This is a genomic window from Marinobacter gudaonensis (genome assembly GCF_900115175.1).
GTDB classification, from domain to species: Bacteria; Pseudomonadota; Gammaproteobacteria; order Pseudomonadales; family Oleiphilaceae; genus Marinobacter; species Marinobacter gudaonensis.
The window spans coordinates 1,561,682-1,581,543 of record NZ_FOYV01000001.1; the positions used below are offsets into that span (position 1 = coordinate 1,561,682).

The window sequence follows — 19,862 nt, forward strand, 5'->3', positions numbered from 1 at the left end:
CCACTTTCCAGCTACTTCCGTTTCATGGGGGGCATCTTTGAGCAGCAATGGGGTTCATGCCGCGCATTCGCCCGTACGTTGTCATCAGTGAAGCGGTACCAGGCCAGCTTTCGGCGGGCCCACCAACCGTTTTTCATCCGACCACCCCGGGCCGTAACCAGGGCCAGTAACTCGTCGATCGACCAGTGACTTCCATCATAGGCGATACCCAGCCGGCTGGCCGGTCTGCGCTCTGCCATATCCACGCACGGATGATGATTGAGATCCTGTACCAGGTCTTCCCATTGATATTCGGACAGGCCCTCGACAGATAGTACTCGTCGCACCAGGAAGGCTTCCTGGATACCTGGCTTGCGTGCTTTGGCCATCGGGTTTCACCTCGCATCTTGGTGACTTCGGAACCATTTCAGCACCGCTTTCTGAATTGCCGCTGAAAATGCGCGCCAGAATTAGGTTGATTTGAGGTGAATCAATTTTGAAAGAAAAAGCCCGGGCGCGAACGCCCGGGCTATGGGAAGTGGCTTTTAGAATGCGATCCGGGCGCCAATCACCGCGAACCAGTCTTCCGTGCTGCCGCCCTCTGCTTCCGCAAAATCGGCGGTGTCGCCGTATTTGCGCTCATGCACCACACCGATGTAGGGAGACACGGCACGGTCGATCAGGTCGTAGCTCAGCCGAAGCCCTGCTTCCGTGGAGCTCAGGCCTTTACCCAGCCCGATTTCCCGATCCTCGCTGAAGGCCACGGTGGCATCCAGGGCGGCGGACAGGATCCAGTGGTTGGTGAGCAGCAGTTCGTACTCGGCGTCCAGCTCCGCCGAAGCGTCACCTTCATCACTGACGTACAGGTTTGCGTCCACCTCGAACCACTGGGGGGCCAGGCCGGTTACACCCAGCACGGCATAGGTACGGTCCGGCCCTTCAGGTGTATCGAACCGCACGCCCGCCTTGGCATCGAAAAAGTCAGAGATGGGCGTTTGCAACACCAGCTGGTTTTCCAGGCCCTCGTAGGCCTGCTCCTCGATGGCGTATTCGCCTTTGCTGAGCCAGCGGAATTTCAGCTCGTCGGTGCCGTAAAAGACATCGGACTTCCAGACACCCAGCTCCTCATCCGAATCGCTGTAGCGGTACTCCAGTTCTTCGAACTGAACACCCCAGGTGGCGAGGGGCTGCTTGCGCGCCGTGGTGTCTTCGATCATGTCCTGGGCTGCCACTGCGGTTGGCAACAGCAGGGAGCCGACCAGCCCGAGCGTCAGGAATCGACAATACCTCATGCCTCTCCCCCTTCTTCCTCGACCGGATCGGTGTTGGCCTGCTGGGTGTCAGGGCCGCCCTCGACAATCACTTTCCGGAACATGCCGGCAGCCGCATGGTAGGAAAGGTGGCAATGGAATGCCCACTGGCCGGGTTCGTCCACCTCGGTTTCCATGTACACCGTGGTACCGGGCTGCACACTGATCGTGTGTTTGACCGGATTGAACTGACCTGCGCCAACATCCAGGATGGACCACATGCCATGCAGGTGCATGGGGTGAGTCATCATGGTTTCGTTGACAAACTTGAAGCGCACCCGCTCGCCATACTGGAGGCGAATCGGATCGGCATCCTCGTACTTCACACCGTTGATACTCCAGGTGTAGCGCTCCATGTTGCCGGTCAGGCGCAGCTCAATCTCCCGGGTCGGCTCACGGTCCTCATAAAGCGGGCTCTGGGCACGCAGATCGGCGTATGAAAGGAACTTGCCACCGTTGGCTGCGACTGGCACCAGGCCACTGCCCTTGGCATAGAAGGGATCGCTGGGCGCCTTCTGTCCCATGGCACCATGATCCATTCCCGCCATGCCGGAATGATCCATGCCTTCCATATTCGAGTGATCCATTCCCTTCATATTCGAATGATCCATCCCCTTCATGTTGGAATGATCCATGCCGGCCATGTTCGAGTGATCCATGCCTTCCATTCCGGAGTGGTCCATACCGGCCATATCGCCGTGATCCATACCGTGCATACCGCCGTGGTCCATGCCGTGCATGCCGCCCATGTCTGCCATGGTCAGCCGAGATGGTTCGCGCAGTGGCGGAACGACCCCGGCCATACCTTCCTCAGGCGCCAGCGTTGCCCGGGCAAAACCCGAACGGCCCATGGATTCTGCAAAGATGGTGTAGGCCTGTGCGTCTTTCGGACGCACGATCACGTCGTAGGTTTCCGCCACGCCGATGCGGAACTCGTCCACGGTAACCGGCTGCACGTTGTTGCCATCGGCCTGCACCACGGTCATGTCGAGGCCGGGAATGCGGATGTCGAAATAGGTCATGGCGGAGGAGTTGATGAAGCGCAGGCGAATGCGCTCACCCGGCTCGAACAGGCCGGTCCAGTTCTGCTCCGGTCCTTTGCCGTTGATCAGCCCGGTGAAGCCCTGCAGGTCTTCCACATCCGCTTTCATCATGCGCATATCGCCCCAGGCCAGGCGGTCCTTCAGGGTGTTCAGGAATCCCTGCTCGGAGGCGTCGGAGAAAAACTCGCCAACGGTCTGCTGCTGGCGGTTGTAGTAGTCCGGCATCATCTTCAGATTGCGCATGATGCGGTCGCCGGAGTGCGGGTGCTTGTCGGTCAGCTGAATGACGTATTCGCGGTTGTACCGGAAAGGCTCGCGACCCTCAGGCTCAATCACAATGGCGCCGTAGGCCCCGTCCGGCTCCTGAAAACCAGAATGGCTGTGGAACCAGTAGGTACCAGCCTGCTGGATTGGAAACCGGTAGGTAAAGGTTTCGCCCGGCTTGATGCCGGGAAAGCTGATGCCCGGAACGCCATCCTGCTTGTACGGCAGAATCAGGCCGTGCCAGTGAATAGATGTCATTTCGTCGAGGTTGTTGGTGACGTTGATGGTCACCTCCTCGCCTTCCTTGAACCTCAGCACGGGGCCGGGCGAGGCCCCGTTGTATCCGATGCCTTCCTTGACGAAGTCTCCCGTGTCGATGGTGACCCGATCGACTGTCAGGTTGTACTCACCGGTCAGGCCAAGGGCCGGCAACAGCATGGCCGCAAGGCCCGCCAGAAGTTTTTTCTTCATGATTGACTACTCTTGATTACGCCTTTGTCTGGAAACTCGCTCTTCTGATACGCAAACGGCAGCGCGAATCCACTGCCCTACTTTTCAGCCACGGCCTCGTTGAATTTCACTTCGCCGTACATACCCGCCTGGTAATGCCCCGGCACGTTGCAGGCAAACTCAATATTGGCCTTTTCAGAAAATTTCCAGACGATTTCCTTGCTCTGACCCGGTTCCAGAAGAACGCTGTTGGGGTCGTCGTGCTTCATGGAGTGACCATCCATCTCCATATTCATCATGTCGTGATTGAGCTTGCCGCCCTGGATCACGCCGTGCTCGACCATCATCTTCATTTCGTCCTGATGGGCCTCGTGCATCGCAGGGGTACCGAGGTTGAACTCATGAACCAGGTTACCTTTGTTTTCCACCACGAAGCGCACCGTCTCTCCGGGCTGGACCTCAATGGCCTCCGGCTCGTAGTAATTGTCGTGCATCTCGACAGAGATGGTGCGGCTGGCCTCGGAGGCATTGCCCGGCTCACCAATGGCGGCACCATGACCGTGACCGCCGCTGTGGGCACCGGCCGCAAACACGTTCGCCGAGAGAGTCATGGCCGCTGCCGCTGCTACAAATGCTGATCGCTTCATCCTGTATCCTCCTGTGGGATAATGGCTTGAAAAACAATGACGGCATGCTCAGAAACTTGAGCAATATCCAGAATCGACGGTTACGATTACCCACCAACCTGAATCCTTTCTGAAAATGACGAATTTTTTAAGGTTCAGGATGATTTCAGGTACCAGCGTCACAATGGCGCCCGCGTGACGTCAATCAGGAAGGATGCCCCTATGCGCTTATTGCTTGTCGAAGACGACCGATTGCTGGCAGACGGGCTGGCTGGCCAGCTGGAGAAAGCCGGCTTCAGCGTGGATTCAACCCGAACAGTGAAGCAGGCCCTGGCACTCGCCGAACAGGAGGAATATCGCGCCGTTGTCCTGGACCTCGGACTGCCGGACGGCAACGGACTGGATCTGCTCCGGAAGTGGCGGGCCAACGGTATCGACTTCCCGGTGCTCATTCTCACGGCCCGAGGTGACTGGCAAGACAAGGTAAACGGCCTGAAAGCCGGTGCCGACGATTACCTCGCCAAACCCTTCCAGTCGGAGGAACTGATTGCCCGCCTCAACGCCATTGTCCGCCGGAGCGAAGGTCGGGTTCAGGCCGTGGTCAGGGCCGGCGGCCTGGAACTGGATGAAAACCGCCAGAGCCTGAAACTGGCGGACGGAGCCGAACACAGCCTGACCGGCACCGAGTTCCGTCTGTTGCGGTGCCTGATGAGCCGTCCCGGCCAGGTTTTCTCCAAGGAACAGCTCATGGAGCAACTGTACAACCTGAACGAAACACCCAGCGACAACGTTATCGAAGCCTACATCCGCAGACTCCGTAAACTCGTTGGCAGTGACACCATTTCAACGCGGCGCGGCCAGGGTTATCTGTTCAATGACGTGGTTTAGCAAACCGGCATCCATCAAAGGCACGTTGCTGGCCCTGCTCCTGCCAGCGGGCATTACCCTCATGGCCGTTGCCTGGCTGGTCCATGGCCTGCTGCTCGACCGAATGTCGCGGGCCTTCGTGGAAACCCGATTGAAAGACGAGGTCGCCTTCCTCGAACATCAGATCCGTGATTCCGGCGGCCAGCTGGACACACTTCAGACAGGCGACTACTTCCAGGAAGTGTTTCACCACGCCTTCGCGATCCATTCGCCCTCCCGCACCCTGATGTCGCCGGAAAGCTGGGCGCCGCTGCTGATGCCCCTGATCGCATCCGGCTCTGACGGGTCCGTGCGTGTCAGCGGTCCTGGCGGAGACAACCTGCCCTCCGACATCCTGGCCTATCGCGACTCTTTTACCGTAGACGGCACCCCGATTGTGGTTGTCGTGTCCGAAGACCTGGACGCCTTGCAGCGCAGCCAGTCGGAGCTCCATCTCTGGACCGCGATTGTCTCCCTGCTCCTGATACTGCTGCTGGTCGGCGTGCTCTGGCTGGGCATCACTCTGTCCATGCGCCCCGTGGTATCGCTCAAAGCCACCCTGAAACGGCTGCAGGACGGCGAGGTTTCGCGCATTGCTGTCCAGGCACCGGAGGAATTCCACCCGCTGGTGGTTCAGCTCAACCAGTTGTTGGATTCACTGGACCAGCGCCTGGAGCGTTCAAGGGATGCCCTGGCCAACCTCTCCCATAGCGTCAAAACGCCCATTGCCGCCGTTCGCCAGATACTGGAAGACGAAGACCGGCCGCTGACCCACGACCTGAGGCAACAGATGGCGGCCCGGCTCAGCGACATCGACCGGCAGCTTGAGGCAGAAATGCGCCGGAGCCGGTTCGCCGGACCGCAGGTCGGCAAAAGCGCCTATCCGCTTAAACAGGCCCGGGATCTGCTGTGGATGCTGGGTAGGCTGTACCCGGCCAAATCCTTTGAAATGTCCACCCTGCTCACCGAAGAACGGCGATGGCCGATCGAGGAGCACGACCTGAACGAAGTAATTGGCAACCTCCTGGACAACGCCGGAAAATGGTCCAACGCTGTTGTTGAACTGGGCCTGGAAGAAGACGCTGAGGGACTGACCATCACAGTGGAGGACGATGGCCCGGGCGCGCCCGCCGATCTGCTTCCCAGCCTTGGCACCCGGGGGGTGCGTCTGGACGAACAGACACCGGGACATGGACTCGGCCTGGCCATCGCCCGGGAGATCACCGAGCGATATGGTGGTACGCTGGAGTTCAGCCCCGGCACCATCGGCGGCCTCAAGGCCAGGGTTCATTTTCCCGGAAATTCTGGGGGGAGCAGGCAGTGAAGATCGGCGAACTTGCAAAAGCGACGGCCATTCCCGTCGAAACCATCCGCTATTACGAAAAGATTGGTTTGCTGCCGGAACCCAACCGGGACACCAGCGGTTATCGCGCCTACCGCCAGCCCCATCTCGACCGGCTGCTGTTTATCAAACGCTGCCGCAACCTGGATATGGCCCAGGAAGAGATCCGGGAACTGATTCGCCTCGCCGAGCAGCCGGAGGCCGACTGCAGCGGAGTGGATGCCCTTCTGGCCCGCCATCTTGTACACGTTCGCGAGCGGCTCGAGGAGCTGGCACGTCTGGAAGAGACCCTCGTGCGGCTCCAGGAAGCCTGCTCGGATGCCAGGACGGTCAGGGAATGCGGAATTCTTGATGGTCTCAACACCGAGCTTGAAACGCCCCGCAGCGACGATCATCACAACCACGTGCCTGGCACCCACGGGCCAGGCCAGAGCTGAACCTTTGCCAACAACCTCTTTAACGGTTTGACCCTGTAGTTACTACAGGGTTTTTAATAGGGCCATCCAATATCAAGGAGGTGTCTATGGCGTGCAGCTGCTCCGCCCCCGAGCCCAAATCTCCCGACCCGAGGTTTCGCCGGGCGCTCTGGGTCGCCCTGTGGGTCAACCTGGCCATGTTCCTGGTGGAAGGGATTGCCAGCCTGTCCTCGGGCTCGGTGTCACTGATGGCCGACGCCATCGATTTTTTCGGCGACAGTGCCAACTACATCCTGTCCCTGGCCGTGCTCTCCATGGGCATGCTGTGGCGCGGCCGCGCAGCCATGGTGAAGGGCCTGACCATGGCCGCATTCGGTGTGGTGGTCTGGGCCCGAGCCGTTTATGTACTCGAATCCGGCACCACGCCCGAGCCAATGACCATGGGCCTGGTTGGCCTCTTGGCGCTGCTGGCGAACGTGGGCGTGGCCGTCATGCTGTTCCGTTTCCGGGACGGGGATTCAGACATGCGCTCGGTGTGGTTGTGCAGCCGCAATGATGCCATCGGCAACCTGGCGGTGATGGCCGCAGCACTTGGCGTGTTCGGCACCGGCACCGCCTGGCCGGACCTGGCCGTTGCCGCGGTGATGGGCACTCTGGCCATTACTGCGGGCGTTAGCGTGGTGCGCCATGCCCGCACCGACATCGCCGAAGCACGTAGCGCTGCCGTTGAAGCGACCGGGCGGGCAGAGCCAGCGGCTTCACGTTCCCGTTAGAAAGCCACCGAGATCATCACCGGAATAAACGCCAGAGCGAACAGCGTGGTGAGCAAAACCGTACCCGCTGCCTGCCTTGGTGAGGTATCCAGCAGGGTGGCAATGACCACGGTATTGGCGGCAATGGGCGTGATGGCAATCAGGAACATGGCCTTGTGCACCGCGGGCTCGTAGATGCCCAGCAGGTTGGCATCGACCCACCAGAACAGGATGGCCACCAGCGGCCAGACCACAAACTTGCCGAAAAAGGCCAGAGCGGTGAAGCGGACGTTGCCCGCCAGCCCACGGAAACTGGTGATGCTCATGCCGATGATCATCATGCCGAGTACGCTGTAGGCGCCCCGGAGATTCTCGAAGAGCGGCACAAAGATATCCGGAATGCCGATTTCGGCGAGATTCAGGGCTACCGCCGCCAGGAACGCATACACCGACGGCAGCTTCAGTACCCGCCAGAGCGCGTCCTTGATGCTGTAGCGGCCCCTGGCCGCGAGATAAAACCCCACGGAATTCTCGAACAATGTGGTGCCCAGCATGCACACGATGTACAGGCCCAGGCCCTCTTCACCGAACAGCAACAGCGCGACCGGCACACCAAAGTAGCCGGTATTGCCGGAGCCGACACAGAGAGGAATGATGTTGGCGCTGCCGTCGTGCAGAACCCGCCTGGCCAGCTTCAGCTGGACATAGCCCAGAAGCGACGAGAGACCGAATACCAGGAATGGCAGGGCGATGACTTCTGGCGACAGCGGCGCCGCCATAACACCGGAGAACACCACCGAGGGTGTCACGATGTAGAGCATGATGCCGGCGATGTGGCGGCCACTGGCCTGCAGATAGCGGCCGGCCACCCACCCGAGGGCCACCGTGATGTAGAGGGGAATCAGCTTGAAGAAAAGTGCGAGTGCGGCGGCCATATCGACGGAGTGGAAAACCCTTAATGATTTAAGTCATTTCAAAAGATGCGTGATTAATACCATAATCACGCGGATACTCATAACAGGGGTCACGGCATGAACAGCATCCTCCGGCCAGACGTCTCCTCCGCGCCCTGCATGCTCGGAGAGAAGCGCCAGGACATCATAGCGCAGGATGCGGCCCCGCAATCGACGGCTCTGCTGAACGGCTTGAGCCGGATTTTCGGCATTCGCCTGTCCGGCCATGAGAATGAGCCCGACGCCCGATTCCTGGCGGACCTGACCCGCCTGTTCCATCAGCGTCGAGTGGAGCCCGAGGTTACCCTGGAGAAACACGACACCCCCTGGGCCAGCGTGTATCTGATCCAGTACGGCATCATGCGCCTGTACCGGGAATCACCGGGCGGCAAGGTATCCATACACCACTTCTTTTCCGAAGGGGATATGGTCTGGCCCGTGTTTGGCCGTACCCGCACCGTGCGCAATACCCTGTGCCTGACCAGCACAACACCGGTTACCGTCTGGGTGGCCGATTTTTCCGCCTTTCGCTCCGCGATCCAGTCCCACGGCGAGGGACTGTGGCCGAGCTTTGCCCTGGTGCTCACCGAGGAGTTGGCGGAACTCACCAGCATGCGGGAATTCCGCAAACAGACTATGCCCGCACGCGACCGATACCGCCTGTTGCTGGAGGAATATCCGGAGCTGGTGAAACGGGTGCCGGACAACCAGCTTGCCTCCTGGCTGGGTGTGGTGCCGGCCACCTTCTCACGCCTGAAAACGGCCACAAAAAAGGGCAGCAAGTAAGCAACCTGCTGCCCGAAACGCTCAACGCTTAATCAAAATCTACCTGAGTTGACACTCAGCCGTGCAGTTTCACCGCCAGTTCCGTAACGTGCCTGCCCTGGTAACGGGCAATCGTCAGTTCCTTCTCGCTGGGCTGACGTGAACCATCGCCACCAGCGATGGTAGAGGCGCCGTAGGGCGTACCGCCATTTACCTCGGAAATATCGAAGAATTCCGGAATGCCGTAGCCCAGCGGTACCAGCACCATGCCGTGATGGGCCAGGGTGGTCCAAAAGGAGCTGATCGTGTGCTCCTGGCCACCGCCCGTACCGGTGGAGGTGAATACGCTGGCCACCTTGCCGTGCAGCTTACCTTCGGCCCACAACCCACCGGTCTGGTCCAGGAAGGTGCGCATCTGGCCAGCCATGTTGCCGAATCGAGTCGGGGTGCCAAAGATAATGGCATCGTAGTCTGCCAATTCCTTCGGATCTGCCACGGGCGCTTGCTGATCGGCCTTGCCGCCGGCATTCAGGAAAGCCTGGTCGGCCATGGTTTCGGGCACACGCTTGATGGTTACCTCGGCACCGGCAACTGCCTTGGCACCCTCGGCAACGGTGTTGGCCATGGTTTCGATATGGCCGTACATGGAGTAATAGAGCACAAGTACTTTTGCCATGGGATAAACCTCCTTTGTCTGATTGATGTTACGCATGCTAACCGGCACCGGACCGCCGTGAAATCGGAAGTTTTCAGACAGGTCATTCAGTTTTTCTGAATGGGATCACAGGATGTTCATGCAGAGCGGTTGCGTACACGTGTACGCTCAAGTATGTTAGCGGCATGTCCAATACGCAGACCAACCCAATGACCTCACCACAGGCCCAGGCGCAAACCGTTCACCACCGGATTGAGGAGTGGTTGAACAGCGCCACCCACGGGCTCGGCGCTGTACTGAGCGTCATCGGCACGGTGGCGCTGATCGTTGGCGCCAGCGAGGTTGGCGATGTCTGGAAGATCGTCAGCTTCAGTATTTTCGGGGCTTCCCTCGTATTGCTGTATCTGGCCTCGGCCCTATACCACGGCGCCCGCCGGCCGGAACTCAAGCGCGTATTCAAGACACTGGATCACTGCGCCATTTTTCTGCTGATCGCAGGTACCTACACGCCGTTTCTGCTCGTGAACATGCGCGGAACCGTGGGTTGGACGCTGTTCGCCGTCATCTGGTCCCTGGCGATAACCGGCGTGGTGCTGAAGGTGATTTTCAAGAATCGTTTCAAGCTCGCCCGGGTCGGCATCTACATCGCCATGGGCTGGCTGATCACCTTTGCTTCCTCGGATCTGGTCGCAAGCCTGAGCGAAACAGCCCTTAACCTCACCATCGCCGGCGGCATCGTGTACACCGCCGGCGTTGCGTTCTACCTGGCCGATCGCATTCCCTACATGCACGCGGTCTGGCACCTGTTCGTGATCGGCGGCAGCGCCTGTCACTTCAGCGCCATCTATTACGGGGTCCTGCCCTACGCCGCCTGACCGGGCAGCCTCGCTCAAAACGCCCAGACCGTCGCCATCAACAACCCCCAGGCCAGCAGTGCAGCCGCCATGATGGTGTAGGTGGCAGACATGACCTCAATGTCGTTGTCCCTGCGCTCGCAGATGGATCGCAACCCCTGGTACACCAGCGCGCAGGACAGAAACAGCCCGGCGAGAACCGCCACCACGCTTACTGCCAGGTATGGCACCAGCAGGGCCAGGGACGACAGCCACAGCGGCAGCGGAGCGATTGCCGCCAGCAGGTAACTGTCCTGGTAGCTGACCTCCAGCTTGTGGCTGTCCATGACCGCGTGAATCAGCCAACCCATCACAAAAAAGGTGAGCAACTCGGCCAGGAACAGGATGGTGGTAATAAAGCGCCACTGCTTGTCTCCGAAGCCGTCAATGAAGGCATCACCATAATGGGTTCCGGCGTAGTACAGCAGCACCGGCGGCAGAAACGACAGGGGCACAACTACCACCCATGCCAGGAAGGGGATGGACAGGTTCAGGCGCCGAAGCTCAGACCAGGCGCCGTCACCGGAAAACGGTAAACGGGCCAACTGGTTCATATTCATATATCCACCTCGTATCATCCGACATCCACGGTCCACTGACACAGTGGGACCGATGTTATTGTCAGTGATAGCCCTCGACCCCGGAGTGGTCAAGAAACCGGGATGACCTTGAGCAAGCGGGCCGGCGAACCCCGGAAATGATTGGCTACCTCCACTGCGCCAACGCCCCTCCAGAGTACCCACTTCGGATTATCTCGAACGCATCCATTTGATTTTAAACAGCTTTATGAGGACCAAACCAACGTCTGCCGGGGACTGGAAACTGCGACCTGCACGCCGGGATTCTGTCCTTGAGGAATATCAAGCATGCCCCCCGCTACTGCTTTGCACAATGGCGCAAAGCCCCACTCCCCTCACCCGGGATCCGGGGCCAGGCAAACTGAGGAGCACACGTCATGGCCAACAGTACCGCGAGCGCCGCACCCGTCGGCGAGAAAACAAGGACCAACGCCGACATCGAACACTGGGATGTCGAGAACGAAGACTTCTGGCAACGGGAGGGTAAGCGCATTGCCTCCCGCAACCTGTGGATCTCCATACCCAGCCTGCTGATGGGCTTTGCCATCTGGCTGATGTGGGGGATGATCACCACCCAGATGAAAAACTTGGGCTTCCCGTTCAGCATCGAGCAGTTGTTCACGCTCTCGGCCATCGCCGGCCTGTCCGGTGCCACCCTGCGGATCCCGGCATCCTTCATGATCAAGATTGCCGGCGGGCGCAACACCGTTTTCCTGACCACCGCGCTGTTGATGATACCCGCGGCCGGCACCGGCATTGCCCTGATGAACCCGGATACGCCGTTTATCGTGTTCCAGGCCCTGGCCCTGCTGTCCGGCATTGGCGGCGGCAACTTTGCCTGCTCCATGAGTAACATCAGTGCTTTCTATCCGAAGAGCAAACAGGGTTATGGCCTGGGCATGAACGCCGGGCTCGGCAACTTCGGCGTAACCACCATGCAGATCCTGATCCCGCTGGTGATGACAGTGGGTATCTTCGGCGCCCTGGCCGGGGATCCGATGCAACTTCAAAGCCCCAGCGGCACCCTGATCGGCCGCATCGAAGCCGGAACCGACACCTGGATCCAGAACGCCGGCTTCATCTGGCTGGTGTTCCTGATCCCCCTGGCCTTTGCCGGCTGGTTCGGCATGAACAACCTGAAAGTGGTGACCCCCAATCCAGGCAATCCGGCTTCTGCGTTCGCCAAGATCCTGGGGCTCTACGGAGTTGGCCTGCTGACTTCCCTGGCCGGCGTGTGGGCACTCAGCGTAATGAACATGTGGCTGGCACTGCCGCTTACCATCATCCTCACCCTGGTGCTGCTGCGCCTCATTCCGGGTGATATCAAACCGAACATCCAGAAGCAGTTTGCCATTTTCAGCAACAAGCACACCTGGTCCATGACCGTGCTGTACATCCTGACCTTCGGCTCGTTCATTGGCTTCTCCGCGGCCCTGCCCCTGTCCATCAGTGTCATCTTCGGCAACATGATGGAAGTGGCCGCCGACGGTACCGTTACCCGGGTTGTGAATCCCGACGCGCCAAGTGCCCTGACCTGGGCCTGGATGGGTCCGTTCGTGGGCGCACTGATCCGCCCGGTGGGCGGCTGGATCTCCGACAAGCTCGGCGGCTCTATCGTGACCCAGATTATCTCACTGGTGATGGTCGGCGCTTCCGTGGCCACCGGCTACGTAATGATGCTGGCCTACAACTCAACAGACCCGAACAGCTACTTTGCTCTGTTCCTGATCCTGTTCATCGTGATGTTTGCCGCCAGCGGCATTGGCAACGGCTCCACCTTCCGCAGCATCGGCGTGATCTTTGACCAGCAACAGAAAGGCCCGGTACTGGGCTGGACCTCCGCTGTGGCCGCCTACGGCGCCTTCATTGCGCCCAGGGTGATGGGCCAGGAAATCCAGGCCGGCACACCGGAAGTGGCCATGTATGGATTTGCGGTGTTCTATGCGGTGTGTTTGCTGGTGAACTGGTGGTTCTATCTGCGCAGGAACGCGTACATCAAGAACCCCTGATCCTGGATAGTCGACCGCAAACCTCAACAAGGCCTCCTCCGGGAGGCCTTTTTACATCTCTGACCGGCTTTTATTCCCGAGTCCGCCCCCAAGACGGGCCAGCGGCTCCAGCCGCCATATCCTCTCTGCACGACTGCCCAGATACCAGAAGCTCACCGCCAGAATGCCAAAGAAGATAGCCTTGTGGGTTTCATCCCAGAAATATTCGAAGAAGCGGGTGTAGAGGTTGATGAACAGGAAGGTAAGACCGAACCCGCGGGTCATGCCATCGTCGTACCGCAATCCGTGATAGATGGCGGCAATGGCCGCCAGCCCGAACAGCACCGACCAGTGCAACAGCTCCAGATGGCCAGCGCGTTCCCAGCTTTCGACATCTCCATAGTTGCCGAAAATCGACATGATCCACAGAGCGATAAACAGATACAGCAGACCGATGGCCCTGGTCGGCGCCAGGAACGACCGACGCTCCTGCCACCGGGTAAACAGCCAGCTGCCTGCCAGCAACAGGGCAAGACCGAAGAACACAAAACGCAGTGGCATGTTCATGCCCAGGTAGTAGGCGCCCCAGCCCGAGAGATAGCCCGTTTCGGCGCCGAACCAGCTGCCCAGTGACAGCAGGGAGAATACCCACACCAGGGTGGAGGGGAACCAGAGACCCAGCAGCCCATAAAGTACTGCCGCCAGGAGCAACAGCAGTGAGAAGTGATCCGAGCCGGTACTGACGGCCTCGCCGAGGAAGGCAACGGCGAAGGCGGTGGCAACCACGCCAAAAAAGAACATGGCCTCGTTGGTGAGGGTCCGTTCAGGCCGCCGTCGCTTTCGACTCAGGCCGGCCCAGTAGCACAGGGCAGCAATGATCATGAACAGGAGGCATTTGACCCAGGCCGAGGCCGAGAAGATCCGCTCAAAAAGCCTGACCAGCCACTCGTCGGCCAGAACGGCCGAAATCGACAGCAGCGTGCAGGCGATCGCCACCCACAGCGCGTACCGGGCCAGACGCCGCCAGTCCAGGACCTGAACCTCCAGAGAGCCTCTCAGGCTATCGGCCTGGTCGGACGTTAAAAGCCCCTGCGCCTGCCACTCATCAAGCGCGCGACTGATCACCCGGCGTTCCTTTCTCGACACACTTATCCGCGCCATCCCTGATCCCTCTTCCTGACATTATTCCAGAGAGGGATAGTGCCATGGCGACCAGCGTTTGTCCTGCCTGTAAAAAAGCCCGCGCGGATCGCTCCGGGCGGGCACTCTTGCGGTCAGGGATCAGGCAGTAGCAGCGGCCTGCCGACGACGCTCCTCTTCCTCGATCTGCAAATCCACCGAAGACACATGGTATTCCTCGGAGAAACCGCTCTCGGGCTCTTTCAGCCAAAGCATGCACAGCAACCAGCTGACGAAGGCACCGCCGGCGATGATGTAGAAGAACTGGTTGGGGGTAACGAAGGTAAAGATGGTCAGGTACACCACCGCACCCACGTTGCCGTAGGCGCCGGCCATGCCGGAAATCTGGCCGGTAAGGCGCCGCTTGATGGAGGGGATAATACCGAAAGTGGCGCCCTCGGCTCCCTGCACAAAGAAGGAGGTGAACACGGTAATGGCCACCGCGATGATCAACGGCCAGTTAGAGTTAAGCAGCCCCATCAGCCCGAAGCCCACGGCAATGCCGAACATGTAGCTGAGCATCACGAACCGGCGGTTCCCCAGGCGGTCGGACACCAGCCCGCCCATGGGCCTTGCCACCAGGTTCACGAAGGCAAAGGACGCGGCAATGAGGCCGGCAGCGGTAGCACTCAGGCTCCAGGTTTCCTCGAAGAACATGGGCAGCATGGACACCACCGCCAGCTCGGCGCCGAAGTTGGCAAAATAGGTGCTGTTGAGCGCCGCTACGCTGTTGAAAGGGTACTTGTCATCTTCCGGCACGCCTTTCTTGAGGATGGGCACATTCACCCGCAGGATCTGGATGATCTGGTAGGTCACGACGGCCACGATCACCGCGTAGCAGAGCGCGGCTCCGGTGGGGCTCAGGTAACCCATGTTCTCGATACGCCAGACCAGAATGCCCAGCACACCGACCAGCGGAATGGTCCACAGGATCAGTTTGATCATGTCGCCCCAGCTGCTCACTTCCAGCGCCACTGCCTTGCGCGGCTTTCGGTGCACGGTACCGACAGGGCCGTCGGTAATGGCAAACCAGTAGTACACGCCGTAGGCCGCCATCACGATGGCGCTCTGGGCAATGGCCCAACGCCAGCCGTCTTCACCGCCGTACATGTGCAGGGCGATGGTGGGCAGGGTAATAGCCGCTGCGGCGGAGCCGAAGTTGCCCCAGCCGGCGTAGAAGCCCTCGGCAAAACCGATGTCCTTGGGTTTGAACCACATGGCGGTCATGTGGATGCCAACCACGAAGCTGGCACCAATGGAGCTGAGCACCAGACGGCTGACCAGCAGTTGGGTCATGGTATTACCGAAGGCGAACACCAGGGCCGGAATGGACATCAGCACCATCAGCACGGAGAACACCCGACGCGGGCCGAAACGGTCCAGCGCCATGCCCACGATGATACGCGCGGGGATGGTCAGCGCCACGTTGCAGATGGCAAACAGGCGCAGGTCATCGGCGGTCAGCCAGTCGACGCTCTTGAGCATGCTCGAAGCAAGCGGCGCCATGTTGAACCACACGTAGAAGGTAATGAAGAATGCAATCCAGGTCAGGTGCAACGCCCTGATCTCCGGATTACGGACGTGGAAAACGTCAGCGACTTTCATGTCAGCCTCCCTGGGCTATCAGATAGAAATACAGTTGATGCCCGGGCTCAGCGGCTGGGCAGAATCAGGAGCGGACACTGGATCCGGCGGGCGAGGAAGGAGCTCACGCTGCCGAAGGTCATGTAATCCAGTTCGTCCACAAAATGGGTCAGTGAGCGGGCAATAAAGCCGCCGTCCGGCTCGTGGCTGTGGCGGGCAATCACCAGCATGTCCGGGTGGATCTTCTTCTCGGCGGCGAACAGCAGCATCTTGCGGGCATCACCCTCCAGCAGCATGGTCTCGGCGGAGATGTCCTCCTGCTGACAAACTTCCAGGGCCTCGGCGAGAAACTGTTTGAGCTCGCTCACTTCCTGCTGGAACAGGTCTTCGTTACCGGCGGTGATGTCCCTGGGGTTTTCAGCCACGGCCACCAGGGTGATCACCGGCGTGAGATCACGGAACATGGTGAGGGTCTGGGCCAGGGCCAGCCTGGCATTGCGCGAACCGTCGTAGGCAATCATGATTTTCATGGGTGGGTTCTCCAGGGGCGCTCCCAGCGCCCGTTCGATTGATATCCGTCAGCATTAGCCCACACTCCGGTGCCACCCATAATTGACGTAAATCAACCCTGGTGACGCCTACCCCACCAGAGAAATCAACCATCTATCCCCTCCCCATCAAACCCGGCCAGGCACCTACCACCCTTGCCCCCTGCAGGAGGTACCTCCAATGCCCCGCACCGCCGGGCGTCGGATTTGGTAGCGTAAAGAGGTGGTGTCACACAGCGCCCAACCGATTTCCGGAAGGAGGGGAAACATGGCCACCAGCCCGTCGAAAACCGAGCAACACCGAGCCCTCGGTCTGTCCACGTTTGCCTTCACTCTCTGCTTTGCGGTGTGGACAATTTTCTCGATCATCGGCATCCGCATCAGTGAAGACCTGGGATTATCCGACACCCAGCTGGGACTGCTGATGGCCACGCCCATACTCACCGGCTCCATCAGCCGACTGTTTCTGGGCATCTGGACCGATCGCTACGGCGGGCGCTGGGTGTTCGGCATTCTGATGCTCACTACCGCGGCCTGCGTTTACCTGCTGACCTTCGCCACCACCTACCTCATGTTGCTGGTGGGCGCCCTCGGCGTTGGGCTGGCCGGCGGCGCTTTCATCGTGGGTGTGGCCTACACCGCAGCGTGGTTCGAGCCCAAGCAACAGGGCACGGCGCTGGGTATCTTCGGCGCGGGCAACGTCGGAGCGGCGGTCACCAACTTCGGGGCGCCGTTCCTGCTGGTGGCGTTTGGCTGGGAAAGCACGGCACAGATCTATGCCACTGTGCTGGCTGTCATGGGGGTGGCGTTCATCCTGCTGGCGAAGGAAGATCCGCTGGCGGCGGAGCGTGCCGGTGCCCGATCCAAATCCTTCATGGAACAGATGGAACCGTTGCGGGAGCTGAGGGTCTGGCGGTTTGCGCTGTACTATTTCTTCGTGTTCGGGGCCTTTGTGGCCCTGGCACTGTGGCTGCCGCACTTCCTGATCGGCGTGTATGGCCTGGATATCAAGACGGCCGGCATCATCGCCGCCCTTTACACCATTCCCGCCTCCCTGTTCCGGATCCTCGGCGGCTGGCTGTCAGACCGTTTCGGTGCCCGTCGGGTGATGTACTGGACCTTCGGAGCCTCGGTGGTGTGCACCTTCCTGCTCAGCTATCCGCCCACCGACTACGTCGTGCAGGGCATTGATGGCGACATCCGCTTCACCCTGGCCATGAATCTGCCGATGTTCGTGGCCCTGATCTTCATCCTTGGCTTTTTCATGTCCCTCGGCAAGGCCGCGGTGTACAAGCACATCCCGGTGTACTACCCCAAACACGTGGGTGCTGTAGGTGGGGTGGTTGGCATGATTGGCGGTCTCGGCGGCTTTATCCTGCCGCTGACCTTCGGTGCGCTGAACGACCTGACCGGCATCTGGCAGAGCTGCTTCATGCTGATGTTCGCGATTGTCGCGGCTGCCCTCGCCTGGATGCATTACGCCATCCGGTCTGCCGAGCGTGAGGAATGGGCTGCCAACGAGGAGCGTACCGATCTGCCGGAGTTGTCCTCGCCCCACCTGTTCTATCCGCTGAACCGGAAAAAGGGCACCGCTCCCCTGTCACCTCCGCCGAAGCCGGAGTAGGACTTCAAGCCACCTTTGATTGCGCCTCATTGCCCCGCTCGCCGGGGCTTTTTTCGTATAATCCCCGGGCAACGTTGCGCGAAATGACCAACCCGGGGGAATCGATATGGCGAAATGGCTTGTGAAATCCGAACCGGATGAGTGCGGCATCGACGATTTTGCCGCCGACCCACAATCGGTCATTCCATGGGATGGCGTGCGCAATTACCAGGCCCGGAACTTCCTGCGCCAGATGGCCGAAGGCGATGAGGTGTTCCTGTACCATTCGAGCTGCCGGCACATTGGCGTTGCCGGTATCGTCACGGTCGTGGGCGCCCCCTATCCTGACACTGCCCAGTTTGATCCCCACTCACCCTACTTTGATCCAAAAAGCAGCCCCGAGGATCCCCGGTGGACGGCAGTGGATATGCGGTATGTCGGGACGCTGCCCTCACTGGTCTCGCTGGCGACACTCAAATCAGCGCCGGAGCTGGCCGATCTGCCCCTGGTCAACAAGGGCAGCCGCCTCTCGGTCATGCCGGTGAGAGAGCCGGAATGGCAGGCAATCCTTCGCCTGGCCGAATGACCGACACGGCCATGGGTTGTTTACTCGTCGTGAGGAATGGGGTCGGGGCTGCGATCCCACCCCACCAGTGCCAGCGTAGCAACTACCCCGATCAGCAGGCCCATCCAGGGCTCGAAGAACGCCAGGGAAGCACCAATTAACACCACGGTACCTCTCGAGGCGTTATCGCGCGGAATGGACATGGCAATGTAGGCGCAGGCAAAGCCTGTCAGAACCAGCGTCAGTGACAGGGCCACCCCCAGCAGAGGTTTTAGGCCGGTCAGCAACGGCAGCAGGAAGAAGATAAATGGCAAGCCCATGAGGTAGTAGGAAGCCAGCCCACTGTGCAGACTGTTCATCGCCCTGGGCCCCTGCTTCCAGCGCTGGACAACAATCACGTGAACGCCCGTCCAAACGGCTCCCTGAGTCGGGAAGAACGGCGCAACCACACCCATGATGGCGTTGCGGATCGACAGGGAGAAATGGGTACGGTTGAGGTTGATATCCACGTGCTCGTCCTTGCGCACCTTCAGTCCATCCCTGAGTACTTCGTTGCCGGTTACCAGATCGCCAAACAGAATGATGTAGGCGATCAACGCCAGGGGAATGCTCTGAAGGAGCATCTCCTGCGACGGCCAGCCAATTACCAGCGGCGAGACCTTGGCAAAGGCATCACCCAGCGGTGGCACCAGGAAACCCCATTGGATGTCAAAATCGACCTCTCCGACCAGGGGCCCGACAATCGCGGCCGCCAGGAAACCCGGCAACAGGCCGAGCGAGCCCAGCAGGAAGAAGAACCGGCTGCGTTCCTTGAGCTTCTGCATTGGAATCGAGAACGTGAAGATCAGACAGATGGCGCAGGCAAGACCGGTGGCAATGGGCTGCTCCAGCAGAAAGCGTTCGGCATCGTCCACGAACACCCGCTTGAGCGCGGCAATGGAAGCCCCCAGGATAATGCCCGCCTTCAGCGTATCCGGCAGCCAGATGACGAACCGGCGACCCAGGCCGGTGATGCCGAGGAACAGTACGAGCGCAGCGAATACCAGGCTCAGCGCGGTCATCGCCTGGAAGCGGCTGGCAGGATCTTCATAGCCCCCTATGACGAAGGCCAGAATCAGCGGCAGGGCTGGTGTAATCCAGCCGCCGGCGTAGGGCTCTCCGAAGACAATGACGGCTGAGGAAATAAGCGCGGCGTGGATCATGGACAAGGCCACGGCTTCCTCGAAACTGAGCCCGAAGAACGCCGTCATCACCGGAATCAGGGCAAGGCCGGTCGCTGCTGAAACGAACAGCCCCTGCAAGAACTCCGACCAGCACAGCCGCGTGTGATAGAAGGGCAGGCGGAAGGTGAACGGTCCCCAGCGCCAGCCGGCCAGCTCAGGTCTGTTTTCCATGGAATGTCACTCACTGTCAGTCTTGTTGTTGTTCGTGAACTGATTATGGGAAGGGTTTCGCCATGGCGC

At 60.0% G+C, this 19,862-nt stretch carries 20 protein-coding genes; 9 read left to right on the forward strand and 11 right to left on the reverse strand.

Features of this window, described 5'->3' with window-relative positions:
* Positions 1–11: 11 nt before the first annotated feature.
* From BM344_RS07140 to BM344_RS07155, 4 genes are all read right to left on the reverse strand, one after another.
* Positions 12–368, reverse strand: coding sequence for a hypothetical protein (locus BM344_RS07140; RefSeq protein WP_091987658.1), 357 nt, complete (start codon positions 366–368; stop codon positions 12–14).
* A gap of 156 nt (positions 369–524) precedes the next feature.
* A complete protein-coding gene (locus BM344_RS07145) occupies positions 525–1,196 on the reverse strand; it encodes a copper resistance protein B (protein WP_407656846.1) in 672 nt (223 codons plus the stop codon).
* A gap of 71 nt (positions 1,197–1,267) precedes the next feature.
* Entirely contained in the window at positions 1,268–3,067 is a 1,800-nt protein-coding gene (locus BM344_RS07150; RefSeq protein WP_091987662.1) for a copper resistance system multicopper oxidase, read from the reverse strand.
* Between the two features lie 77 nt (positions 3,068–3,144).
* On the reverse strand, positions 3,145–3,693 hold the full coding sequence (locus BM344_RS07155; protein WP_091987665.1) for a cupredoxin domain-containing protein: 549 nt from the start codon (positions 3,691–3,693) through the stop codon (positions 3,145–3,147).
* Between the two features lie 201 nt (positions 3,694–3,894).
* Here BM344_RS07155 and BM344_RS07160 point away from each other — a divergent pair, with 201 nt between their 5' ends.
* The 4 genes from BM344_RS07160 (at position 3,895) to BM344_RS07175 (ending at position 7,109) form a co-directional block, all read left to right on the forward strand.
* Positions 3,895–4,560 carry a response regulator transcription factor gene (locus BM344_RS07160; protein WP_091987668.1) on the forward strand — a complete coding sequence of 222 codons (666 nt, stop codon included), beginning with the start codon at positions 3,895–3,897 and terminating at the stop codon, positions 4,558–4,560.
* The gene (locus tag BM344_RS07165; protein WP_091987671.1) at positions 4,547–5,902 is read left to right on the forward strand and encodes an ATP-binding protein; all 1,356 of its coding nucleotides are present in this window, start codon (positions 4,547–4,549) and stop codon (positions 5,900–5,902) included. Before BM344_RS07160 ends, BM344_RS07165 begins: the two co-directional genes overlap by 14 nt.
* Entirely contained in the window at positions 5,899–6,357 is a 459-nt protein-coding gene (gene cadR, locus BM344_RS07170; RefSeq protein WP_091987674.1) for a Cd(II)/Pb(II)-responsive transcriptional regulator, read from the forward strand. The genes BM344_RS07165 and cadR overlap by 4 nt, the downstream gene beginning before the upstream one ends.
* 86 nt (positions 6,358–6,443) lie before the next feature.
* Entirely contained in the window at positions 6,444–7,109 is a 666-nt protein-coding gene (locus BM344_RS07175) for a cation diffusion facilitator family transporter (RefSeq protein ID WP_091987675.1), read from the forward strand.
* On the opposite strand, the gene BM344_RS07180 is transcribed toward BM344_RS07175, so the two are convergent.
* On the reverse strand, positions 7,106–8,023 hold the full coding sequence (locus BM344_RS07180) for an AEC family transporter (RefSeq protein ID WP_091987678.1): 918 nt from the start codon (positions 8,021–8,023) through the stop codon (positions 7,106–7,108). The two genes, BM344_RS07175 and BM344_RS07180, sit on opposite strands and share 4 nt — an antisense overlap.
* A gap of 96 nt (positions 8,024–8,119) precedes the next feature.
* Here BM344_RS07180 and BM344_RS07185 point away from each other — a divergent pair, with 96 nt between their 5' ends.
* Positions 8,120–8,827, forward strand: a complete 708-nt coding sequence (locus BM344_RS07185; RefSeq protein ID WP_091987680.1) for a Crp/Fnr family transcriptional regulator — start codon at positions 8,120–8,122, stop codon at positions 8,825–8,827.
* A 55-nt stretch (positions 8,828–8,882) separates the two neighbouring features.
* Here BM344_RS07185 and wrbA read toward each other — a convergent pair whose 3' ends face one another.
* Positions 8,883–9,482 carry an NAD(P)H:quinone oxidoreductase gene (gene wrbA, locus BM344_RS07190; protein ID WP_091987682.1) on the reverse strand — a complete coding sequence of 200 codons (600 nt, stop codon included), beginning with the start codon at positions 9,480–9,482 and terminating at the stop codon, positions 8,883–8,885.
* Between the two features lie 188 nt (positions 9,483–9,670).
* On the opposite strand from wrbA, the gene trhA reads away from it, so the two are divergent.
* On the forward strand, positions 9,671–10,336 hold the full coding sequence (gene trhA, locus BM344_RS07195; RefSeq protein WP_167363223.1) for a PAQR family membrane homeostasis protein TrhA: 666 nt from the start codon (positions 9,671–9,673) through the stop codon (positions 10,334–10,336).
* A 14-nt stretch (positions 10,337–10,350) separates the two neighbouring features.
* Here trhA and BM344_RS07200 read toward each other — a convergent pair whose 3' ends face one another.
* A complete protein-coding gene (locus tag BM344_RS07200; protein WP_091987687.1) occupies positions 10,351–10,914 on the reverse strand; it encodes a Yip1 family protein in 564 nt (187 codons plus the stop codon).
* Between the two features lie 395 nt (positions 10,915–11,309).
* On the opposite strand from BM344_RS07200, the gene BM344_RS07205 reads away from it, so the two are divergent.
* Complete coding sequence (locus tag BM344_RS07205; protein ID WP_091987689.1) at positions 11,310–12,941, forward strand: MFS transporter; 1,632 nt, start codon at positions 11,310–11,312, stop codon at positions 12,939–12,941.
* Between the two features lie 51 nt (positions 12,942–12,992).
* Here BM344_RS07205 and BM344_RS07210 read toward each other — a convergent pair whose 3' ends face one another.
* The 3 genes from BM344_RS07210 to BM344_RS07220 all read right to left on the reverse strand — a co-directional run bounded on the left by BM344_RS07210 (position 12,993) and on the right by BM344_RS07220 (position 16,213).
* A complete protein-coding gene (locus BM344_RS07210) occupies positions 12,993–14,081 on the reverse strand; it encodes a DUF2157 domain-containing protein (protein ID WP_208603383.1) in 1,089 nt (362 codons plus the stop codon).
* A 120-nt stretch (positions 14,082–14,201) separates the two neighbouring features.
* Entirely contained in the window at positions 14,202–15,704 is a 1,503-nt protein-coding gene (locus BM344_RS07215) for an MFS transporter (RefSeq protein WP_091987691.1), read from the reverse strand.
* Between the two features lie 47 nt (positions 15,705–15,751).
* Positions 15,752–16,213: a universal stress protein gene (locus tag BM344_RS07220; RefSeq protein WP_091987693.1), complete on the reverse strand. Its 462-nt coding sequence runs from the start codon at positions 16,211–16,213 to the stop codon at positions 15,752–15,754.
* 286 nt (positions 16,214–16,499) lie between these two features.
* Here BM344_RS07220 and BM344_RS07225 point away from each other — a divergent pair, with 286 nt between their 5' ends.
* A complete protein-coding gene (locus BM344_RS07225; protein ID WP_091987695.1) occupies positions 16,500–17,855 on the forward strand; it encodes an MFS transporter in 1,356 nt (451 codons plus the stop codon).
* 106 nt (positions 17,856–17,961) lie between these two features.
* Complete coding sequence (locus BM344_RS07230) at positions 17,962–18,420, forward strand: EVE domain-containing protein (protein WP_091987698.1); 459 nt, start codon at positions 17,962–17,964, stop codon at positions 18,418–18,420.
* 20 nt (positions 18,421–18,440) lie between these two features.
* Here BM344_RS07230 and BM344_RS07235 read toward each other — a convergent pair whose 3' ends face one another.
* Positions 18,441–19,793, reverse strand: a complete 1,353-nt coding sequence (locus BM344_RS07235) for a hypothetical protein (RefSeq protein WP_091987700.1) — start codon at positions 19,791–19,793, stop codon at positions 18,441–18,443.
* Positions 19,794–19,862 lie beyond the last annotated feature (69 nt).